The organism is Paenibacillus paeoniae, assembly GCF_003388735.1.
In the GTDB taxonomy this organism is placed as follows: domain Bacteria; phylum Bacillota; class Bacilli; order Paenibacillales; family Paenibacillaceae; genus Pristimantibacillus; species Pristimantibacillus paeoniae.
Map to the genome: position 1 here is coordinate 143,104 of NZ_QUBQ01000007.1, position 16,108 is coordinate 159,211.

Genomic DNA, 16,108 nt, shown 5'->3' on the forward strand with positions numbered 1-16,108 from the left:
ATACAGATTTTTTATTCGGCCTGCGGAATTATCAGGACTCGTTAGTGCGTTTTTTCTTCCGTAAAGTAGCTACGCCGGTTACGAGAATAAAGGAACCCAGTAAATAATAAGGAACAGCGCTATGGTCTCCTGTTTTGGGCAGCTTGTCGATCGGAACGGATTCTTCCGGATGATTCTCATCGGTTGTTTGATCGATGATTTCTTCCCCTTCATCTGTCCCCCCGCCTGCTGGCACCTCTTCCTCTTCAATCGTTATTATATCTGTCGGTGTAGGAGTAGGTGTAGGTGCTTCAGATTCTACGGGAGTAGGTGTTGATGTTTCACTTGGTGTGGCCGAAGGCTGGTCCGTTGGCGGTGTTGTAGTAGGTGTCCAAGTTGGTGTTCTTGTAGGTGTAGCAGTGGTTGTGCTAGTTGGTGTATTCGTAGGTGTCGGTGTTGTTGTATTTGTAGGAGTAGTCGTCGTCGTGCTAGTTGGCGTGTTCGTAGGTGTCGGAGTTGTTGTATTTGTAGGAGTAGTCGTCGTCGTGCTAGTTGGCGTGTTCGTAGGTGTAGGAGTTGTTGTATTCGTAGGAGTAGTCGTCGTCGTGCTAGTTGGCGTGTTCGTAGGTGTAGGAGTTGTTGTATTTGTAGGAGTAGTCGTCGTTGTGCTAGTCGGCGTGTTCGTAGGTGTCGGTGTAGGCTCCGCGCACGTTCCTGAGTTGTGTAGGATGTGGTTTCTCAACGTTAAGTGGTCATGCCCGTATTCTGGATTGAGCTTGAATTGGATTGGCCCCGCGTAAAGATCGAGCTGGCTATAGCCGCACTTGGGCAATTCAATGGTAAGTGAATAATTGCTGGCTTTGTTCAACTTAACGCTGTCGCTGGAATAATGCTTTTGATCCTCATAGGGCTTAGGCGAGTCCACATAGGTATATGCTGAGAATGTAACTTCGACGCAATCTTTCGTCGTTTTGAACGTTGCTGTCGCGGTGCCGTCACCATTTTTTTTGATAAACGGAACGCCTGGTTGCTCGTCGATGGATCCAAAATGCTTGGAATAGCTTTCGCATGCAGCAATCTCCTCTTCCGCCAGAGCACCCTCTAGCAGCAATTGCGACTCCAACCCTTTCACAGAGCCTTTCTGAACATTATCTAGTCCTTCTGCAAATACAATGGAACCGAGTGTTAAGGAAGAAATCAAAAGCAATACTAACGCGATTGATAAATGCCTCTTCATTTTCTTCATCCGTTCACTCTCCTTTACATCTATCATGATTTAGCCCGGCTTGGGCTATAGGACGTTCTCACTCTCCCTTCAGTATGTAGGCCATCTTATTGATTCTATGATTGTTCGTGTACAAAAATGATAGCATATTTTGGTAATTGAGCAAGGGTGTATTTTTGGTGAGAAGGCTCATATTTATGTCGAATTTTGTGCGATGCAGCACATTGTGCTCCACTTGTCCCTAAATGCCGTAACCGATGGGCGGTTATTGGCATATAGTGTGGCAAGGGCATGCTGACAAGATGGTTTTGCATGGCAAAGCGATTAGGAGGTGCCGACATGGAACTTATCCTTCTTATCATTGGATGTTACGCTATTGCGGCGTTGTTCGTGCATCTGGCTTTTTGGATTGGACGGAGGCGCTCAAGGTCAGAGAAACATTATGTATTAATAGCGGGCCAGACTCAAAAAAATATGGAATGGTATTTAAGAATGCTGCATGCCTTCTCCCGCTGGATTGGCAGGGATATCCGTTTGACCGTAGTGGATGACGGGGCATCGAAGGAGACGTTGGCTATTGTGGAGCGGTGGAAGAGAAGCGGTAGACAAGTGCAGATACATGCTTATGCGATGGAAGATCGTATGCAAGGAGACGACGCCAGTGGTAAGCGCTCGCAAATATCGCGAGGTACAGCTCTGCATCTCTTATGGATGCTGCAGGCTGAAGGAATTGTTTCGGAATTGGATCATGCGGTGCTTGTTGATCTGCAAAATCCGGCCGACTTGTCGAAGATGCCTTTTTAACTTATAATCCCATTATAGAAACGAAGCAAAAGTGAAGCACACTTGAGACGCCGTCTTGGCGTTATCGGGTGTGCTTTTTTTGTTGGTTTCAATGGCAGATTGGAGGAGGAGACGGCATGAATGCATGGGTATATATCGTCCATAACGGCAGCGAGTGGGAGGCGAAATTGACGCTGGCACCGAGGGTGGATCATTGGTATTGGTTCGAAGGAGGCGGCTGTCAGGATCAGGCTGCAGTCGGATGGCTTTGGAGTGAATCGCTGCCGTTAGGCTGGGCCTGCAGGATCGTGGAAGGATGGGATTATCGGGCGGATAGAAAAAGAATGCGGGAGAACGTTTCAGGGAAAGTGGATACGAGTCGTATCGCTGATTCGGAAGAGGCGCTTTCTCATTTGGCGGGGAGTATTGAGCGGATGCATGACGTCTATCATTCGTCAGGTCGGCATGCAAAAGTCACTCGTATGCGAGTCGACGAGAGATGTAGGAGCGCGTCGAACGAGCGGATCAGGCTAGCGGAGTATTGGCCGCGAGACGATAACGGCAAGCCGAACGGCAGCGCAGCGGAGAGAGGCATGGAGAAGGTGGCGGCGTCCGCGAGCATGGCCGCCGGTCTGCTGCAGGGACGCGCGCTGCTTAGCGGCGAAGTGCGCGCCCTGCTTGAGGGCGCCAGCGTGCCCGTGGCAGGAGCCAGCTGGAGCGAAGCGGTTCAGCTGGCGGCTTTGCTCGGGCGCGTGCGCCTTAGCGGAGCGGTCGCCGCCCATGGTGGCGGGCGGGCGGACGCCCGGCGACGAAGCCGCTGCTTGCGCTGCGGCAGCGGTGAGGAGCAGCTGCGCCGCACGAGCTGTGCGTCGTGCGGCAGGCTCTGTGCATATTGCGAGGCCTGTCTGACGATGGGGAGGAGCCGGGAGTGTGAGTTGCTGGTGCTGGGGAGGTATGAAGCATCTGAGAGGGAAGCGGGCGAATCATCTATATGCAAAGTGCTGCCTGTGAAGGAACGACTGGAGAAGTGGGGGTTAAGTCCTGCCCAGCATGCAGCAGCGGCGGAAGCTTTGCGTTTTGTCGAGTCGCAGCCCTTGTACAATAGGGGAAGCAGCCTTCGCCATCATGCTCAATCTCATACACCACATTTAAGGAATGGCCAGGTTGCAGGTACGGGGATTCACCCTGCGAAGGAATCTGAGAGGCAGCAACAGCTTCAGTATTCCTGGTGGCGAAATTGGTCGGTGCGTCTGTTGTCGTGGGGCGCTCCGCTTGCGGCGGAGCGTACGGATATACGTAATTTTCTGCTATGGGCGGTTACGGGGGCTGGGAAAACCGAGATGATATTCCCGCTCGTCGATTCCGTTATAAGCCGAGGGGGCAGGGCGCTTATCGCTTCACCGAGAAGGGATGTTGTTCTCGAGCTTGATCCGCGCATTAGACGTGCGTTTCCCGACGCAAGAGTAGTAACGCTATATGGGGGCAGTGAACAGAGATGGGAACGAGGAGAGATTACGCTATCGACGACTCATCAATTATTTCGCTTTCAGGAAGCCTTCGATCTCGTTATCCTTGACGAGCTGGATGCTTTTCCTTATCACGGTGACCCCATGCTGAAGTACGCTGCGGACAAGAGCTGCCTGCCGGGTGCTCCTCGCCTTCTTCTATCCGCGACTCCACCACGCGAGCTTCAACGTGCGGCTAGGCAGGGAAAGCTTGCACATGCACGCGTGCCCGTGCGCTATCATCGACATCCTCTGCCTGTTCCCAGCCTTGTCAGCGCGCCGACTGTGAAAGGCATGTTGCAGGAGGATAAGCTTCCTGCAACGCTTACAAAGGCATTGAGAAGCTCGCTTAGCCGGGGTGCGCAAATCTTTGTGTTCGTACAGCGAATTGCGCAAGCAGAGCCTCTGGCAGCCCTGCTGCGCCGTAAGCTGCAATGTCCCCATGTCGATGCTACCTCCTCGCAGGACCCCGATCGGGCTGCCAAAGTGATAAGCTTCCGGAAAGGGGAGATCCGCTTACTAGTCACAACGACGATTCTGGAGAGAGGGGTGACCATTCCGAGGAGCGATGTCTATATTCTGGATGCAGATGGAGGACTGTTCGACGAGGCTTCGCTTGTACAGATGGCAGGAAGGGCTGGGCGGTCTGCCGATGACCCCAGAGGGAAGGTCTACTTTTTCGGATCAGAACGAAATCAATCTCAGCTTCAGGCCGTCCGTCATATCCGATCCATGAACAAGATGGCGAAGGTGCGTGGGTACCTGCTGCCTGTGTATACGAAAAAGGGGGCGCGAGCATGAGTGGTTTGGGACAACGGATAACCCATTTCAAATCCATTCTCCAGTCTGCTGGCGACCGATCCATGGAATGGCTGTCTCCAGACCTTAGCGGCTGTACCGTATGCGGGAAAAAGGTGTTGCCGCAACAGGGCAGTGCATATGCCGAGCAGGGGATGGCTTCCTACCGTCTTCTTCGGCAGTCGCTATGTGTAAGCTGCTTTGCTTCAATTCCATGGCTGGATCGTATCGCTTGCCCTGTATGCGGCCGGGGGGTGAACTGCGGCGACTGCTTGCGGCGAAGAGAGCGCCATTTTGTCTGCAATCGCAGTGCGGTCGGATATAGTCCCGTTATGCGAGAATGGCTTGCGATGTACAAGTATCGAGGCAACGAGCGTCTTGCTCCTATGCTGGCAGAAATGCTGGTGCCGAGCTTCATTCGACTCACAGAGGAGAAATTGATTATAAACCATCGCAAGGGGCAGGCTGGGATACGTAGCAGAGAAGGCGGAGGCGGGCTTCAGCGAGTAAGGAAGTGGGTGCATCAACTTTGGAATCCTCACGCATCGATATCCCGGTCATGGGATGCGATTACGTATGTGCCGATCAGCGGGGAACGAGCGCAGGAGCGGGGATTTAATCAGGCACAGCAAATGGCACTCTACTTGTCGAATAGGTTCGATATTCCGATCTATGATTTATTAATTCGCGACCGGCATACCGAAAAGATGAGTTTCAAGACAAGAGTGGAGCGTCAGCGCGATTCAGAGGCTCTATTTACGGGCAATGAAGTTCAAATCAGAAGGCTGGAGAGAAGCCTTTCTTCATCCAATGGAGAAGAGTGCACCATTCTTCTAATAGACGATATCTACACAACGGGCAGCACGGCTGAGGCCTGTGCTTCGGCGCTGGTTCGTTATGCTTATCGGCCGGTTCAGCTGTATACGCTGACGTGGGCGAGATCATAATGCACTTTTGTGGCGCCATTCAGCGAACCCTTGCTTTATACCACTATAAAATTAATGAAAAACGCGCCGAAATCCGTTAATATAGATAGAAATGAGATAGAGAAAATGAGGAGGGCCTGATTGATGAATTTAGATAATTGTCCTCGTTGCGGAAAGCTGTTTGCCAAAAACTTCAGAGATGTGTGTCCGGTGTGCATACGCGATATTGATAAAGAGTACCAGACTTGCGCCGACTATTTAAGAGAATATAAAGGTGCAATCATTAGTGAACTGTCGGATCAGACGGGCGTTTCAATTAAGCAAATTACCAAGTTTATTCGCGAGGGTCGTATCTCAATGGTCAACGCGCCGAATATGTCTTATCCATGCGAGTCTTGCGGGACATTGATTCGGGATAATCATCTGTGTGACAATTGCCGGATGCGGTTAGTGAAAGACGCGAGGCGTATGACTGGGAACGAAGGCCATAAGACAGAATCGGACAAGCTGAAGCCTACGGATGTTGCTTACCGCGGTCTTAATCAGTATAAGGACAGATAAATCAACGATACTATTAAATAATGCTTGACTAGAGCCGATAACACTTGTATAAGGTCATCGGCTTTTTTAGTTCCTGTATATTAATGAGGTGGAGAATTTGAAGATAAACGAAACGAATCGGATTGGCGGAACGAACCCCTATCAGAAGCAATCGGAATTCCGTGCAGACACAGCCAAGAAGGCTCGCCAGAAGGACGAGGTCCAAATCTCGGCAGCAGCCAAGGAGATGCTTACGACGAGTAAACTCAGCCATGCTGAACGCGCAGAACGCATTAACGAGTTGAAGCAATCTGTTGCTTCCGGCACTTATCATGTGGAAGCGGGCAAGATTGCAGAGAAGCTTCTGCCTTATCTCAATACCAATCGGTCAGAATAAGGGCGGAGGATTATTGAAATGTCGATCTCGAACATAACGAAAATTTTGGAGCAGCAATTGAACTTGTACGGACGGCTATTGGAATGTGAAGAGAGCAAGACGGATTTAATCATGAAGAATGAAATTGTTCAATTGAACGTGATTACCCAAAAGGAAAAGCTGCTCACGGCTCAAGCAGATGAACTCGAGACGACCCGACTATTATCGACTGCTAGATACTTTAAGGAAATCGGCTTTCGGATGCGCTCTGGCGTGCTGTCCGATCTGATTAAATCGGTCAACAATCCTGAGGAAAAGCAACAGCTTACACGGTTATATGATGAATTAACGGATGTTTTGAAGCGTCTGAAGCAAGTGAATGAATCGAACCAACAGCTCATTCAGCAGTCGCTTGACTTCATTAATTTCTCAATCGGCCTAATGATTGAGGATCCCAATGAAGATGTCGTTTATCAGCATCCCATGAATCAGATGGCGGCTAATAAACGGAATACATGGTTCGACTCAAAGGCATAGGGAGATGAGAGCATGAGGTCTACGTTCCACTCGCTGGAGACGGCGAAGCGCAGTATTTTCACGCAACAAGCAGCAATCAATACAGTCGGTCACAATATATCGAATGCCAATACAGAGGGGTTCTCCAGACAGAGGGTAAGCATGGTAGCCGCTCGGCCGATTGAGGCCTATGGGATGAATCGTTCCAACGCGCCGGGCCAGTTAGGTACGGGTGTTGAATTTACTTCGATTACACGGATTCGGAATGCGTTCCTGGATACTCAATACCGGGATCAGAACTATGGAGTCGGTAGTTTGTCTATCCAGACGGACACGCTTAGCAAATTAGAAGGTTATGTGAACGAGCCTTCTGATACAGGTATCCGCGCGGTACTCGAGAAGTTCTGGAATTCCTGGTCCGATCTTAGCAAAGATCCTGAGAACGTTACAGGCCGTGAGATTCTGAAAGAAAATGCCATGGCTTTGGTAGAAACATTCAATGGCCTAAGCCGCCAGTTGTCCAACTTAAACGCAGATTTGACATCAAATATTGAAGTTAAAGTGTCAGAAGCGAATTCTCTTCTCCAGACAATAGCTTCCTTGAATACAGAGATTAGAAGAAGCGAGATGATAGGCGATAATGCCAACGATCTTCGCGATCAGCGTGATTTAATGACAGACAAGCTATCCCGTATCGCCAATATTACCGTAACAGAAACCGATCAAGGCTACAATATTAATCTTGGTAACATAAATTTGCTGCAAGGCGCAGCTATTACTCCGATGACTGCAGCTGATGCGGAAGCGGCTTACGCGACAGGTTCACTTGTTGGTGGCGAGATTCATGGCATGATTGTATCGCGAGATACTTTCGTGGCCGGGTTCCAGCAACAACTGGATACACTAGCGGATACCCTTGCTAACGGCGAATTTGAAGTAACGATTCCTGCAGGCTGGGTGAAGCCGGGCACAACTACGCCTACAACGGCGCCGGAAGTTGTGACGGTGCAAGGCATTAACGGTTTGCATAAACTGGGTTACACGCTCGCGGACCCTGCAACAGAGGGTGAGGATTTCTTTACATTCAAAGCGGGTGCAAATGGCATAACAGCCGCAAGTATTGAACTCAATCCTTCGATTGCAGCTGATGCGAACAAAATCGCAACATCTCTTCGCACAACCACGGACGGAGGCGGCGTAACCTCTGTCATAAGGGGCAACAACGGACTGGCATTGTTGATGTCAGAGCTCAAAAATGTGAAGTTTGGTTTTGATGAAACAGATCAAGGCGGCGGCATCACGCAGGCCACGGTAGGCGATTTCTACGGTGCGGTTGTTGGCGCGCTTGGTGTACAGAGCCAAGAAGCAAGCCGCCTATATAAGAATACGCAAACTCAGTTGGATCAAATCCAGGGCAATCGTCTGTCTGTAAGCGGGGTCTCCCTTGATGAAGAGATGGCCGATTTGATTAAATATCAGTATGCGTACAGCGCTTCAGCCCGCTTTATGACCACATTCGATCAGATGCTGGAGAAGCTCATTAACGGAACGGGTATGGTAGGTCGTTGATTCGTAGAATAGGGAGGTAGATTATATGTCATTGCGTGTAACGCAAGGAATGATGCATTTGCAGTTGACAAGGAATTTGAACCGCAATATGACGCAAATGGAGCAACTCCAAATGCAAGCGACGACAGGAAGAAAAATCAACAAGGCTTCTGACGATCCAGTAGGCATTACCTATTCACTACGATACCGCACCGAAATATCGGCTACTGAGCAGTATCAGAAAAATGTTGATTCCGCATTGTCATGGCTTGATTTCAATGATACCGTCCTAGGTCAAGCTGGCGATGTGCTGCTCAGAGTTAAGGATCTTGTGACGCAAAGTGCCAATGGTACCTACCCGGATCTAGCGCTTGATAATTTTAAAAGTGAAGTCGAGCAGTTGAAAAAACAGTTAATTGATATTGCGAACAGCAAGATTAACGGGAAATATGTCTTTAATGGAGAACAATTCGATAAGGCTCCTTACGATACTTCTGATCCGACGATGGTCGCCAGTGCTGTAGAGGGTGATACGGGGAAAATCCAGTATACTGTTGGAGTGAATACACAGCTTGATATCAATTTTACGACGAGTCAAGTATTCGGAGACGCCGATCCTTCAGGTACGGGCAACAATGTTTTCTCTGTACTAGATCGTATCATATCGGCATTGGACGCAGGCAATCATGCTGATGTCGCAGCTGAAATTGCTGGCATTGACAGCAGCATTGACCGCATGTTAAATGTCAGAGCGGAGATTGGCGCGCGAGTTAATCGTGTTGAACTTATCCAAAATCGATTGTCCGATCTCGGAATTAACTTGACGGATATGAAATCCAGGGTTGAAGATGCCGACTACGAAAAGCTCTTAATCGACACGAAGATTAACGAAAATATTTACCAAGCTTCGCTGTCTGTTGGAGCCAAAGTAATTAGCAAATCTCTGGTTGATTTCTTAAGGTAATCCGATGAGATTCCCGCAGATTCAAATTGAGCAAATACCGGCACGATTAGATATCTCCTCTAAGCAAGGGCTATTCAATATTCAACAGAAGAATGCCACGATGAATGTAAAATCGACACCCGGTGTTCTGGATGTACAGTCGGAGCCGCCGGTCGTCGCTATAGACATGTCCAAAACGTGGGATGCGCTTACAGGTGGAAAACCGGTTAGCTTCATGAACCGGATATACAATCAATTCGGGCAGTTCGTCCAGCATGCGATTGAAAATACAGTTAGTACTTATAATCAGATTGGTGATTTGACGCTGGAAGAAAACCCGATTCCCGAACTTGCGCTGCAGGGCATATTTAGGCAGCCTCCAAAGGTGCAGATTTATGGTGATGCATCGATAGCGAATATATCATTCGAAGCGCATGTTTCACCGCCGAAGATTAATTACACGCCTGGCAAGGTCGAAATTGAAACCGTTCCAAACAAACCTCAAGTCGAGTTTCAACGTGGCGGCGTTCAGATTCAGATGGCGCAATATCCAGCGGTTCATATTACACCACCACAAATTGATATTTTACGATAGGTACAAGTAGCTATAGAATCGATTACGATGCTATAGCTCTTTTTGTTTTATTACAAGAAAGCTAAGGTTACAATGATAGATAATATGAGTAAATAGGAGTGTGGATGAATATGCAACTGCAAACAACTAGATTTGGAGTAATCGATTACTCGGAAGAAGATATCTATTATTTTGAACAAGGGATTCCAGGTTTTAAAGAAGAACAATCCTATTTGCTCATTACAGTAGAGGAAAGCCCGTTTATGTGTTTACAATCAACCACAATTGAGAATATATCATTTATCGTAACGTCCCCCTTTGACTTTTTTAAGCAATATGAATTTACGCTGCCGCAGAATATCCAGGAGGAATTGAAGCTTACAAATGAAACCGATGTTAAGATTGTAAACATCGTTAATATTAGAGATGTTCTGTCCGCTGCAACCATTAATTTGGGGGCTCCGATCGTACTTAATACAAGAGAAAGGCTTGCTGTGCAGTACATATTACCGGACGGTCAGTATGCTATACATCAACCTCTGTTCAATGATTTAGTAGCAAAAAAAGGGGGGCAATAAGATGTTAGTGCTAAGCAGGAAAGTTGGAGAGTCGTTAATTATAGACGGTGAGATCGAAGTCACGATTCTGGATGTAACTAATGACGTTGTGAAAGTAGGCATCAAAGCCCCTAAAAATATTGGAATTCTACGCAAGGAATTGTATGCTTCCGTTGAAAATACGAATCGTGATGCGGGAGCGGCAGTAATCAGTAACGAAGACCTATTGAAACAATTCAAGAAAATCAAAAAACAGCTATAAAATATTGGGGATGTTTATCCGATATATAAGTTAGAGCTGAACAGCTCACCACATGGATGTGGGACCTAACTACTCAAGGAGGAATTATCAATGCGTATTAATCACAACATTACTGCTTTGAACACACACCGCAACATGGGTCTTAACAACGCTTCTGCAGGTAAATCAATGGAGAAATTGTCTTCCGGTCTACGTATTAACCGTGCTGCTGACGATGCTGCAGGTCTTGCAGTTTCCGAAAAAATGCGCGGTCAGATCCGTGGTCTTGAAATGGCACAACGTAACGTTCAAGACGGTATCTCCTTCGTGCAAACGGCTGAAGGTGCTATGAACGAAGTTAGTGCGATGCTTACTCGTATGAAAGAGCTTAACGTTCAGGCTCTGAACGGAACATATTCTTCTGGTGACTTGGCTAACATCTCGCTTGAAGTTGAAGAGCTTAGCGCTCAAATCTCTTCCATCATGAGCGATACGAAGTTCAACGGCATCAACATCGCTTCCGGCGTAACTGGCGCTACAGCTCAGTCTGAAGTTAAGATTCAATCGAACGATGATAAGCAATCGATCTCGATCAAGCTTGTTTCGACTACTTCGTTCACATTTACCACAGCTAACTTCGACACATTGTCTTCTGCGACACTTTCCAGCATTGAAACTGCTATTTCAGCGGTTTCGAAGGAACGCGCTAGCTTGGGTGCTACTCAAAACCGTCTTGAGTACACTTCTAACAACCTGGGTACTACTGTAGAGAATTTAACTGCTGCAGAATCGCGTATTCGTGATACTGACATGGCAAGTGAGATGGTTAAGCTCACTAAGGACAACATTCTTCTTCAAGCGTCGCAAGCAATGTTGGCACAAGCTAACTCGCAACCGCAAGGCGTATTGTCCTTACTTCGTTAATCTATTTCAACAGGGAAGAGGCCTTGGTTTTACCAAGCGCCTCTTTTCTTTTTAATCATTAATATACTCTAACATACAGGGATTAATTGTCCGATAATATAATTAAATAATCTTGCAAAGGTGGGCATAGTATGAAGGTTTCATCTATAAACACTACGGCAGCATTTACCTATGATACGAATTCTAACAACAGTCCGAAAAATGGAGCTGAAGAATTACCAGTAAATACGCAAAATCATATACAATCTGAAACATTAACGAATGAATTCGTTAAAAAAAATATTGACCGTATATTGCAGGCTGTCAAAATGCCTGACACAGAAATTGATCGGTCGATTCATGAAGTGACAAAGCAAGTTATTTACAAAGTAAGAGATAAAGCTAGCGGAGAAATTATTAGACAATTTCCAGAAGAGAAGGTTGTAGAAGCTGCAGCTAAGCTTATCGAGCTTACAGGGATAATGGTAGACCAAAAGGTTTAGAAAGGAGGTTAATGATATGAGACTTTCTGGATTGGCATCAGGCCTTGATGTTGACGCAATGGTCAAGGAATTGATGAAGGCTAAGCGGGCAACCTATGATAAGGTTGTAAAACAGAAAACACAGTTAGAATGGAAGAGAGAAGATTACCGGACGATTAGCTCCAAAATCGTAGATTTTAGAAATAATAAACTAGCCAATTATAATCTCTCAAATGCTATTAATGCAAAGACCTCTAATGTCAGCGGTGCTGCAAATTCTATTAGGATCAATGCTACTAATTCAACGGCCTCCGGGAGTTTAGAGGTGAAGGTAGAGCAACTAGCTACTAACACTAGAGAAGTATTTGATATCGGTACTGGAAATTTAGCAGTAGGTGAAGTTCAGATCAATGGCGAATCGATAACTTTGGATGGAGATATGAATGGCGCTCAATTGGCCAAGATTATTAATGGAAACAGTAAGTATAAGGCGACGGCATTATACAACGAGCAGACCGGCCAAATTTCGATCACAGCAAAAGAGTCTGGAGCGATAGACAGTGCAATGTTAGTCAGTGGCATTGCTAACCGTAATGCAGCTGCTAGCGATCCCGGGAAGACGGCGGTAGTTCATATTAATGGCATGAGATACGAACAAAACTCTAATCGATTTGTTATTAATGGTGTTGATTTTACAGCAGTTGATGAATCTGATAATAGTGCTACAATATCGGTTACTAAGGATACAACTAAAACCGTAGATACAATTAAAGCTTTTATTTCAGAATATAATTCACTTATTTCGTTGGTTAACGGCGAGCTGTCCGAAGAAAAATTTCGTAATTACATGCCACTCACAACGGATGAGAAATCCGCACTCTCAGAAAAAGAAGTAGAGTTATTAGAGTCAAAAGCTAGAAGTGGTTTGTTACGTAGAGATACAACGCTGACAAAACTTATTTCTGATCTCAGATCAACTGCTACAGCTTTAGTAGGCGGAGCTCAAACAGGAGAGAATAGTTATTTGTCAGTTGGTATTACGACTGGCAGTTACACGGAGAAAGGCAAACTTGTTTTGGACGAGGAGAAGCTACGCAGTGCTTTAGACTCGAATCCAGAGGAAGTAACTGCCCTATTTACAGGCAGTAATGGGGTATTTAGGTCGATGATGGATTCTTCAATGTCAGCATTAAAAGATTTGAATAAAATTGCTGGTACCTCTCTTACTAGTTCCGACACTGCGTTCACCTTTATGCATAACTCTACAATAGGCGAACAATTGAAAAGTATGGAATCTCGAGAGTCTCAGATGCTCACACGCCTTAATATGATGGAAATACAGTATTACAAACAATTTACTGCAATGGAAAAAGCAATTAATAAATTTAACAGCCAATCTTCATCATTATCAAGTTTTATGTAGTTAGGTAAAGGAGTGGATCAGTATGTATAATTCGCCACATCAAATTTACAAACAGTCATCTGTTCAAACGGCAAATGGTGGACAACTTATTATCATGTTATATGATGGCGCCATACGTTTTACGAAGGCTGGCATTGAGGGGATTCATACTAGAGATTACGGGAAAACAAATAACAATCTAAAGAAGGCCCAGGCGATTATTCATGAACTGATTGCTTCACTTGACTATGAATATGAGATCTCCAATAATTTGAAGCAAATTTATGAGTACCTGCTCCATCAATTGATTCAATCCAATATGAAAAAGGATTCAAGCCTGGCTTCAGAGGTGATTATTCATTTGGAGGAACTTAGAGAAGTATGGAAACAAATTATTAAAGGCAATGCTTCGATGGTGACACATGCAGAGACAGGTGTCTAATGATGCATGAGCTGGAGCAGTTGTACGAAGAAACTTTGAATATGGTTGAAAAGACTGAAGCTGTTAATGCCGAGGAGTTAATTGCATTAGTTGATCAACGGGAGAAGGTTATCCATTTATTAGAACAGCAAGGTAATCTATCCACATCTCAAAAGGAAATACTGTTCAAAATTAGCGAACATGATGCATCGATCCAGTCCAAGATGGAATTGCTTAGGGATGAAGCTGCCCAGGCATTGAATAAGTTAGCCAAGACCCGTATTCATAAAAACAAATATGAAGCGCAGTATACGGGCGAGAGCTTTTTTGTTGATATGAGAGAATAATTATTTATAAGTAAAGCCGCGGAATCGTCTATGAACAATAGAATCCACGGCTTTTAATTCTCTACAATTGTTTAATGAATGGGAGCTTTACATGCTGGGCAAAAAGGCTTGTATATTGCTTTCTATAGCGCTTGCGAATATCTTCATTATCTGCATGAATAAGCATTAAGGAAAATAAGTGATGCCCATTAGGGTTTAACTTTATAGCTTCCTCAAGGAAAGGCACAGCGTCAGCGGAATATCCACTATTAATATGAAGATGTGCAAGATTAATATATCCCGAATCATCCATTTTATTTTGTTCGAGCAGCAAATTATAAAAAGAGACAGCCAAATTCGTTTCGAAATTATGGTAAAAATAATTAGCCAGCAAACTGATGACCAACGGATGATTAAGTTGATCAATGTAGATATCGAATAAATCAAACTGTTTCAATTCGAACAGAGTGGATAGCAATGTATGCACCGTTGTTACATTTTGGACGATATCTTGTTGGGCAATTGTGTTGTTAATAATTTTTTGATACATACTCAGTTGTTGTTCGGCTTTTATTTGATTTTCGTTATACACTAACATGTCAATGAAAGGATTTTGCCACTTTAATGTGGCAATCATTATTGCTAGATTAATTTTGGGATTGTCAGCGTTATCCGGCTGGAGTTTCAAAAGTGCTTCCTTAAACTGCTGCTCGCTACTATTAATAATGGACGAAAACAGGAGATCCTCTATTGAGATTAATGATCTGTTTTCAATTTTGTTTTCATAATATTTTGCAATCTCTTTATTGCCATGAGACAGAAATATCTTATGCAATAATATAAAGTCCCGTTGTGTTTGATTAATTATGATTTTATTTATTGTCGTTATGACGGCAGATTCAGATTCCTTTAATAACAAAACGGTGATTAACGTATTTAATGTTTGAAAATCATGTGAATTGGCTTGAAGAATTTTAATGCAATAATATACAATCTCTTCTTTGTTCTGTTCTACTTTAGCTATTTTTAGCAGACGGGATAGCGGTACGATAGACCCGTAAGACGGATTGATCAGAAAGAAGCGGTCTGTCTTCCTTGATAAAGCCTCAGCATTATGAAACGCTGTTAGAAGTGATTCTTTTGCCAATGAGTAATGGCCGGCGTATTCATAGAGGCTACCTTTGAATGCATGATATTCAGGATAATCCGGGTAATGGCTGAAGACTTGGTGAAGAATTTCCCAGGCATCATGTACTCTGTTAAACTTCATATAGATGGTGAACATTTGACTGGCGCAATCCAAAATCCATGGGTTGTTAGGAGCAGCTTTTTTAAATGCTCTTTCATAACTGTATAATGCTTTTTTATAATCTCCCTTTGTTGCATATTCATTACCAATTGTAAAATAATCGTAGGGGATAAAGCCGCTACTTTGTTTAAGCTCTGAAAATATAGCTTGATTACGATTGTGCTTGTCTTTTTTCTGCACCGTATCTTTTAAATAGCCAGTATGGTAAACCGTGATGGGAGAAACGGTAGTTGATAGAAGGATGCCATTAGCATCAACTACTTGTTCATGTATGGGACGAAAATAATGAATGCCCTGGTTATTAGGGAATAAACGAACCATCGTGCTTTCCGTAACATTAGCATTCCGAATGGATTCGCCTACATAGCTTATAATAGAGATAGAATAAACCTTATTCTGCTCAATCTGTTCGTTCTCAATAAATTTCTTGAATCGCTCACAGTCATCAGTGTTTAAATACTCATCTGCATCGAGGACAAGAATCCACTTACCTGTAGCATAGCTAAGGCTTTTATTGCGAGCTGCAGAAAAGTCATTGCTCCATTTAAAATCGAAAACATGTTCAGTATATTTATAAGCGATTTCCTTCGTTAGATCTGTTGATCCAGTATCCACAATAATGATCTCATCGGCTAAGCCACTTATGCTGCTAAGACATCTATCTATTGTTTCTTCTTCATCTTTAACAATCATACATAACGAGAGAAGTTTTTCCACGTGTGTCATTCTCCTGACTTAAAGTAGTATACATTTA

Annotated in this window: 18 protein-coding genes; 16 read left to right on the top strand and 2 right to left on the bottom strand. The window is 44.9% G+C overall.

What is annotated here, in order from left to right; genetic code table 11:
- Positions 1-31: 31 nt before the first annotated feature.
- Positions 32-1,225, bottom strand: coding sequence for an LPXTG cell wall anchor domain-containing protein (locus DX130_RS26760; protein ID WP_116049675.1), 1,194 nt, complete (start codon positions 1,223-1,225; stop codon positions 32-34).
- A gap of 318 nt (positions 1,226-1,543) precedes the next feature.
- Between DX130_RS26760 and DX130_RS23935 the strand changes: the two genes are divergently transcribed.
- The 16 genes from DX130_RS23935 to fliT all read left to right on the top strand — a co-directional run bounded on the left by DX130_RS23935 (position 1,544) and on the right by fliT (position 14,066).
- Positions 1,544-2,008, top strand: coding sequence for a hypothetical protein (locus DX130_RS23935; protein ID WP_116049677.1), 465 nt, complete (start codon positions 1,544-1,546; stop codon positions 2,006-2,008).
- Between the two features lie 116 nt (positions 2,009-2,124).
- Positions 2,125-4,293: an ATP-dependent helicase ComFA gene (locus DX130_RS23940; RefSeq protein WP_240644681.1), complete on the top strand. Its 2,169-nt coding sequence runs from the start codon at positions 2,125-2,127 to the stop codon at positions 4,291-4,293.
- Positions 4,290-5,237 carry a ComF family protein gene (locus DX130_RS23945; RefSeq protein ID WP_116049679.1) on the top strand — a complete coding sequence of 316 codons (948 nt, stop codon included), beginning with the start codon at positions 4,290-4,292 and terminating at the stop codon, positions 5,235-5,237. The genes DX130_RS23940 and DX130_RS23945 overlap by 4 nt, the downstream gene beginning before the upstream one ends.
- Before the next feature lie 123 nt (positions 5,238-5,360).
- Positions 5,361-5,777 (top strand): TIGR03826 family flagellar region protein, encoded by a 417-nt coding sequence (locus tag DX130_RS23950; protein ID WP_116049681.1) that lies wholly within the window; start codon positions 5,361-5,363, stop codon positions 5,775-5,777.
- A gap of 79 nt (positions 5,778-5,856) precedes the next feature.
- Positions 5,857-6,153 carry a flagellar biosynthesis anti-sigma factor FlgM gene (flgM, locus tag DX130_RS23955; RefSeq protein ID WP_276310912.1) on the top strand — a complete coding sequence of 99 codons (297 nt, stop codon included), beginning with the start codon at positions 5,857-5,859 and terminating at the stop codon, positions 6,151-6,153.
- An 18-nt stretch (positions 6,154-6,171) separates the two neighbouring features.
- A complete protein-coding gene (locus DX130_RS23960) occupies positions 6,172-6,669 on the top strand; it encodes a flagellar protein FlgN (RefSeq protein WP_116049684.1) in 498 nt (165 codons plus the stop codon).
- A 12-nt stretch (positions 6,670-6,681) separates the two neighbouring features.
- Positions 6,682-8,217, top strand: coding sequence for a flagellar hook-associated protein FlgK (gene flgK, locus DX130_RS23965; protein ID WP_116049686.1), 1,536 nt, complete (start codon positions 6,682-6,684; stop codon positions 8,215-8,217).
- 25 nt (positions 8,218-8,242) lie between these two features.
- A complete protein-coding gene (gene flgL / locus DX130_RS23970) occupies positions 8,243-9,160 on the top strand; it encodes a flagellar hook-associated protein FlgL (RefSeq protein WP_206098881.1) in 918 nt (305 codons plus the stop codon).
- 4 nt (positions 9,161-9,164) lie between these two features.
- Positions 9,165-9,734, top strand: a complete 570-nt coding sequence (locus DX130_RS23975; protein ID WP_116049688.1) for a DUF6470 family protein — start codon at positions 9,165-9,167, stop codon at positions 9,732-9,734.
- Positions 9,735-9,844: 110 nt separating this feature from the next.
- Positions 9,845-10,291, top strand: coding sequence for a flagellar assembly protein FliW (gene fliW / locus DX130_RS23980; RefSeq protein WP_165861437.1), 447 nt, complete (start codon positions 9,845-9,847; stop codon positions 10,289-10,291).
- 1 nt (position 10,292) lies between these two features.
- A complete protein-coding gene (gene csrA / locus DX130_RS23985) occupies positions 10,293-10,532 on the top strand; it encodes a carbon storage regulator CsrA (protein WP_116049692.1) in 240 nt (79 codons plus the stop codon).
- Positions 10,533-10,622: 90 nt separating this feature from the next.
- The gene (locus DX130_RS23990; RefSeq protein WP_116049693.1) at positions 10,623-11,435 is read left to right on the top strand and encodes a flagellin N-terminal helical domain-containing protein; all 813 of its coding nucleotides are present in this window, start codon (positions 10,623-10,625) and stop codon (positions 11,433-11,435) included.
- A gap of 131 nt (positions 11,436-11,566) precedes the next feature.
- Complete coding sequence (locus DX130_RS23995) at positions 11,567-11,917, top strand: flagellar protein FlaG (RefSeq protein WP_116049695.1); 351 nt, start codon at positions 11,567-11,569, stop codon at positions 11,915-11,917.
- 16 nt (positions 11,918-11,933) lie between these two features.
- Positions 11,934-13,319, top strand: coding sequence for a flagellar filament capping protein FliD (fliD, locus tag DX130_RS24000; RefSeq protein ID WP_116049697.1), 1,386 nt, complete (start codon positions 11,934-11,936; stop codon positions 13,317-13,319).
- Between the two features lie 22 nt (positions 13,320-13,341).
- Positions 13,342-13,740 carry a flagellar export chaperone FliS gene (gene fliS / locus DX130_RS24005; RefSeq protein ID WP_116049698.1) on the top strand — a complete coding sequence of 133 codons (399 nt, stop codon included), beginning with the start codon at positions 13,342-13,344 and terminating at the stop codon, positions 13,738-13,740.
- Positions 13,741-13,742: 2 nt separating this feature from the next.
- On the top strand, positions 13,743-14,066 hold the full coding sequence (gene fliT, locus DX130_RS24010) for a flagellar protein FliT (protein WP_133297970.1): 324 nt from the start codon (positions 13,743-13,745) through the stop codon (positions 14,064-14,066).
- 61 nt (positions 14,067-14,127) lie between these two features.
- On the opposite strand, the gene DX130_RS24015 is transcribed toward fliT, so the two are convergent.
- Entirely contained in the window at positions 14,128-16,071 is a 1,944-nt protein-coding gene (locus tag DX130_RS24015; protein WP_165861438.1) for a glycosyltransferase family 2 protein, read from the bottom strand.
- Positions 16,072-16,108 lie beyond the last annotated feature (37 nt).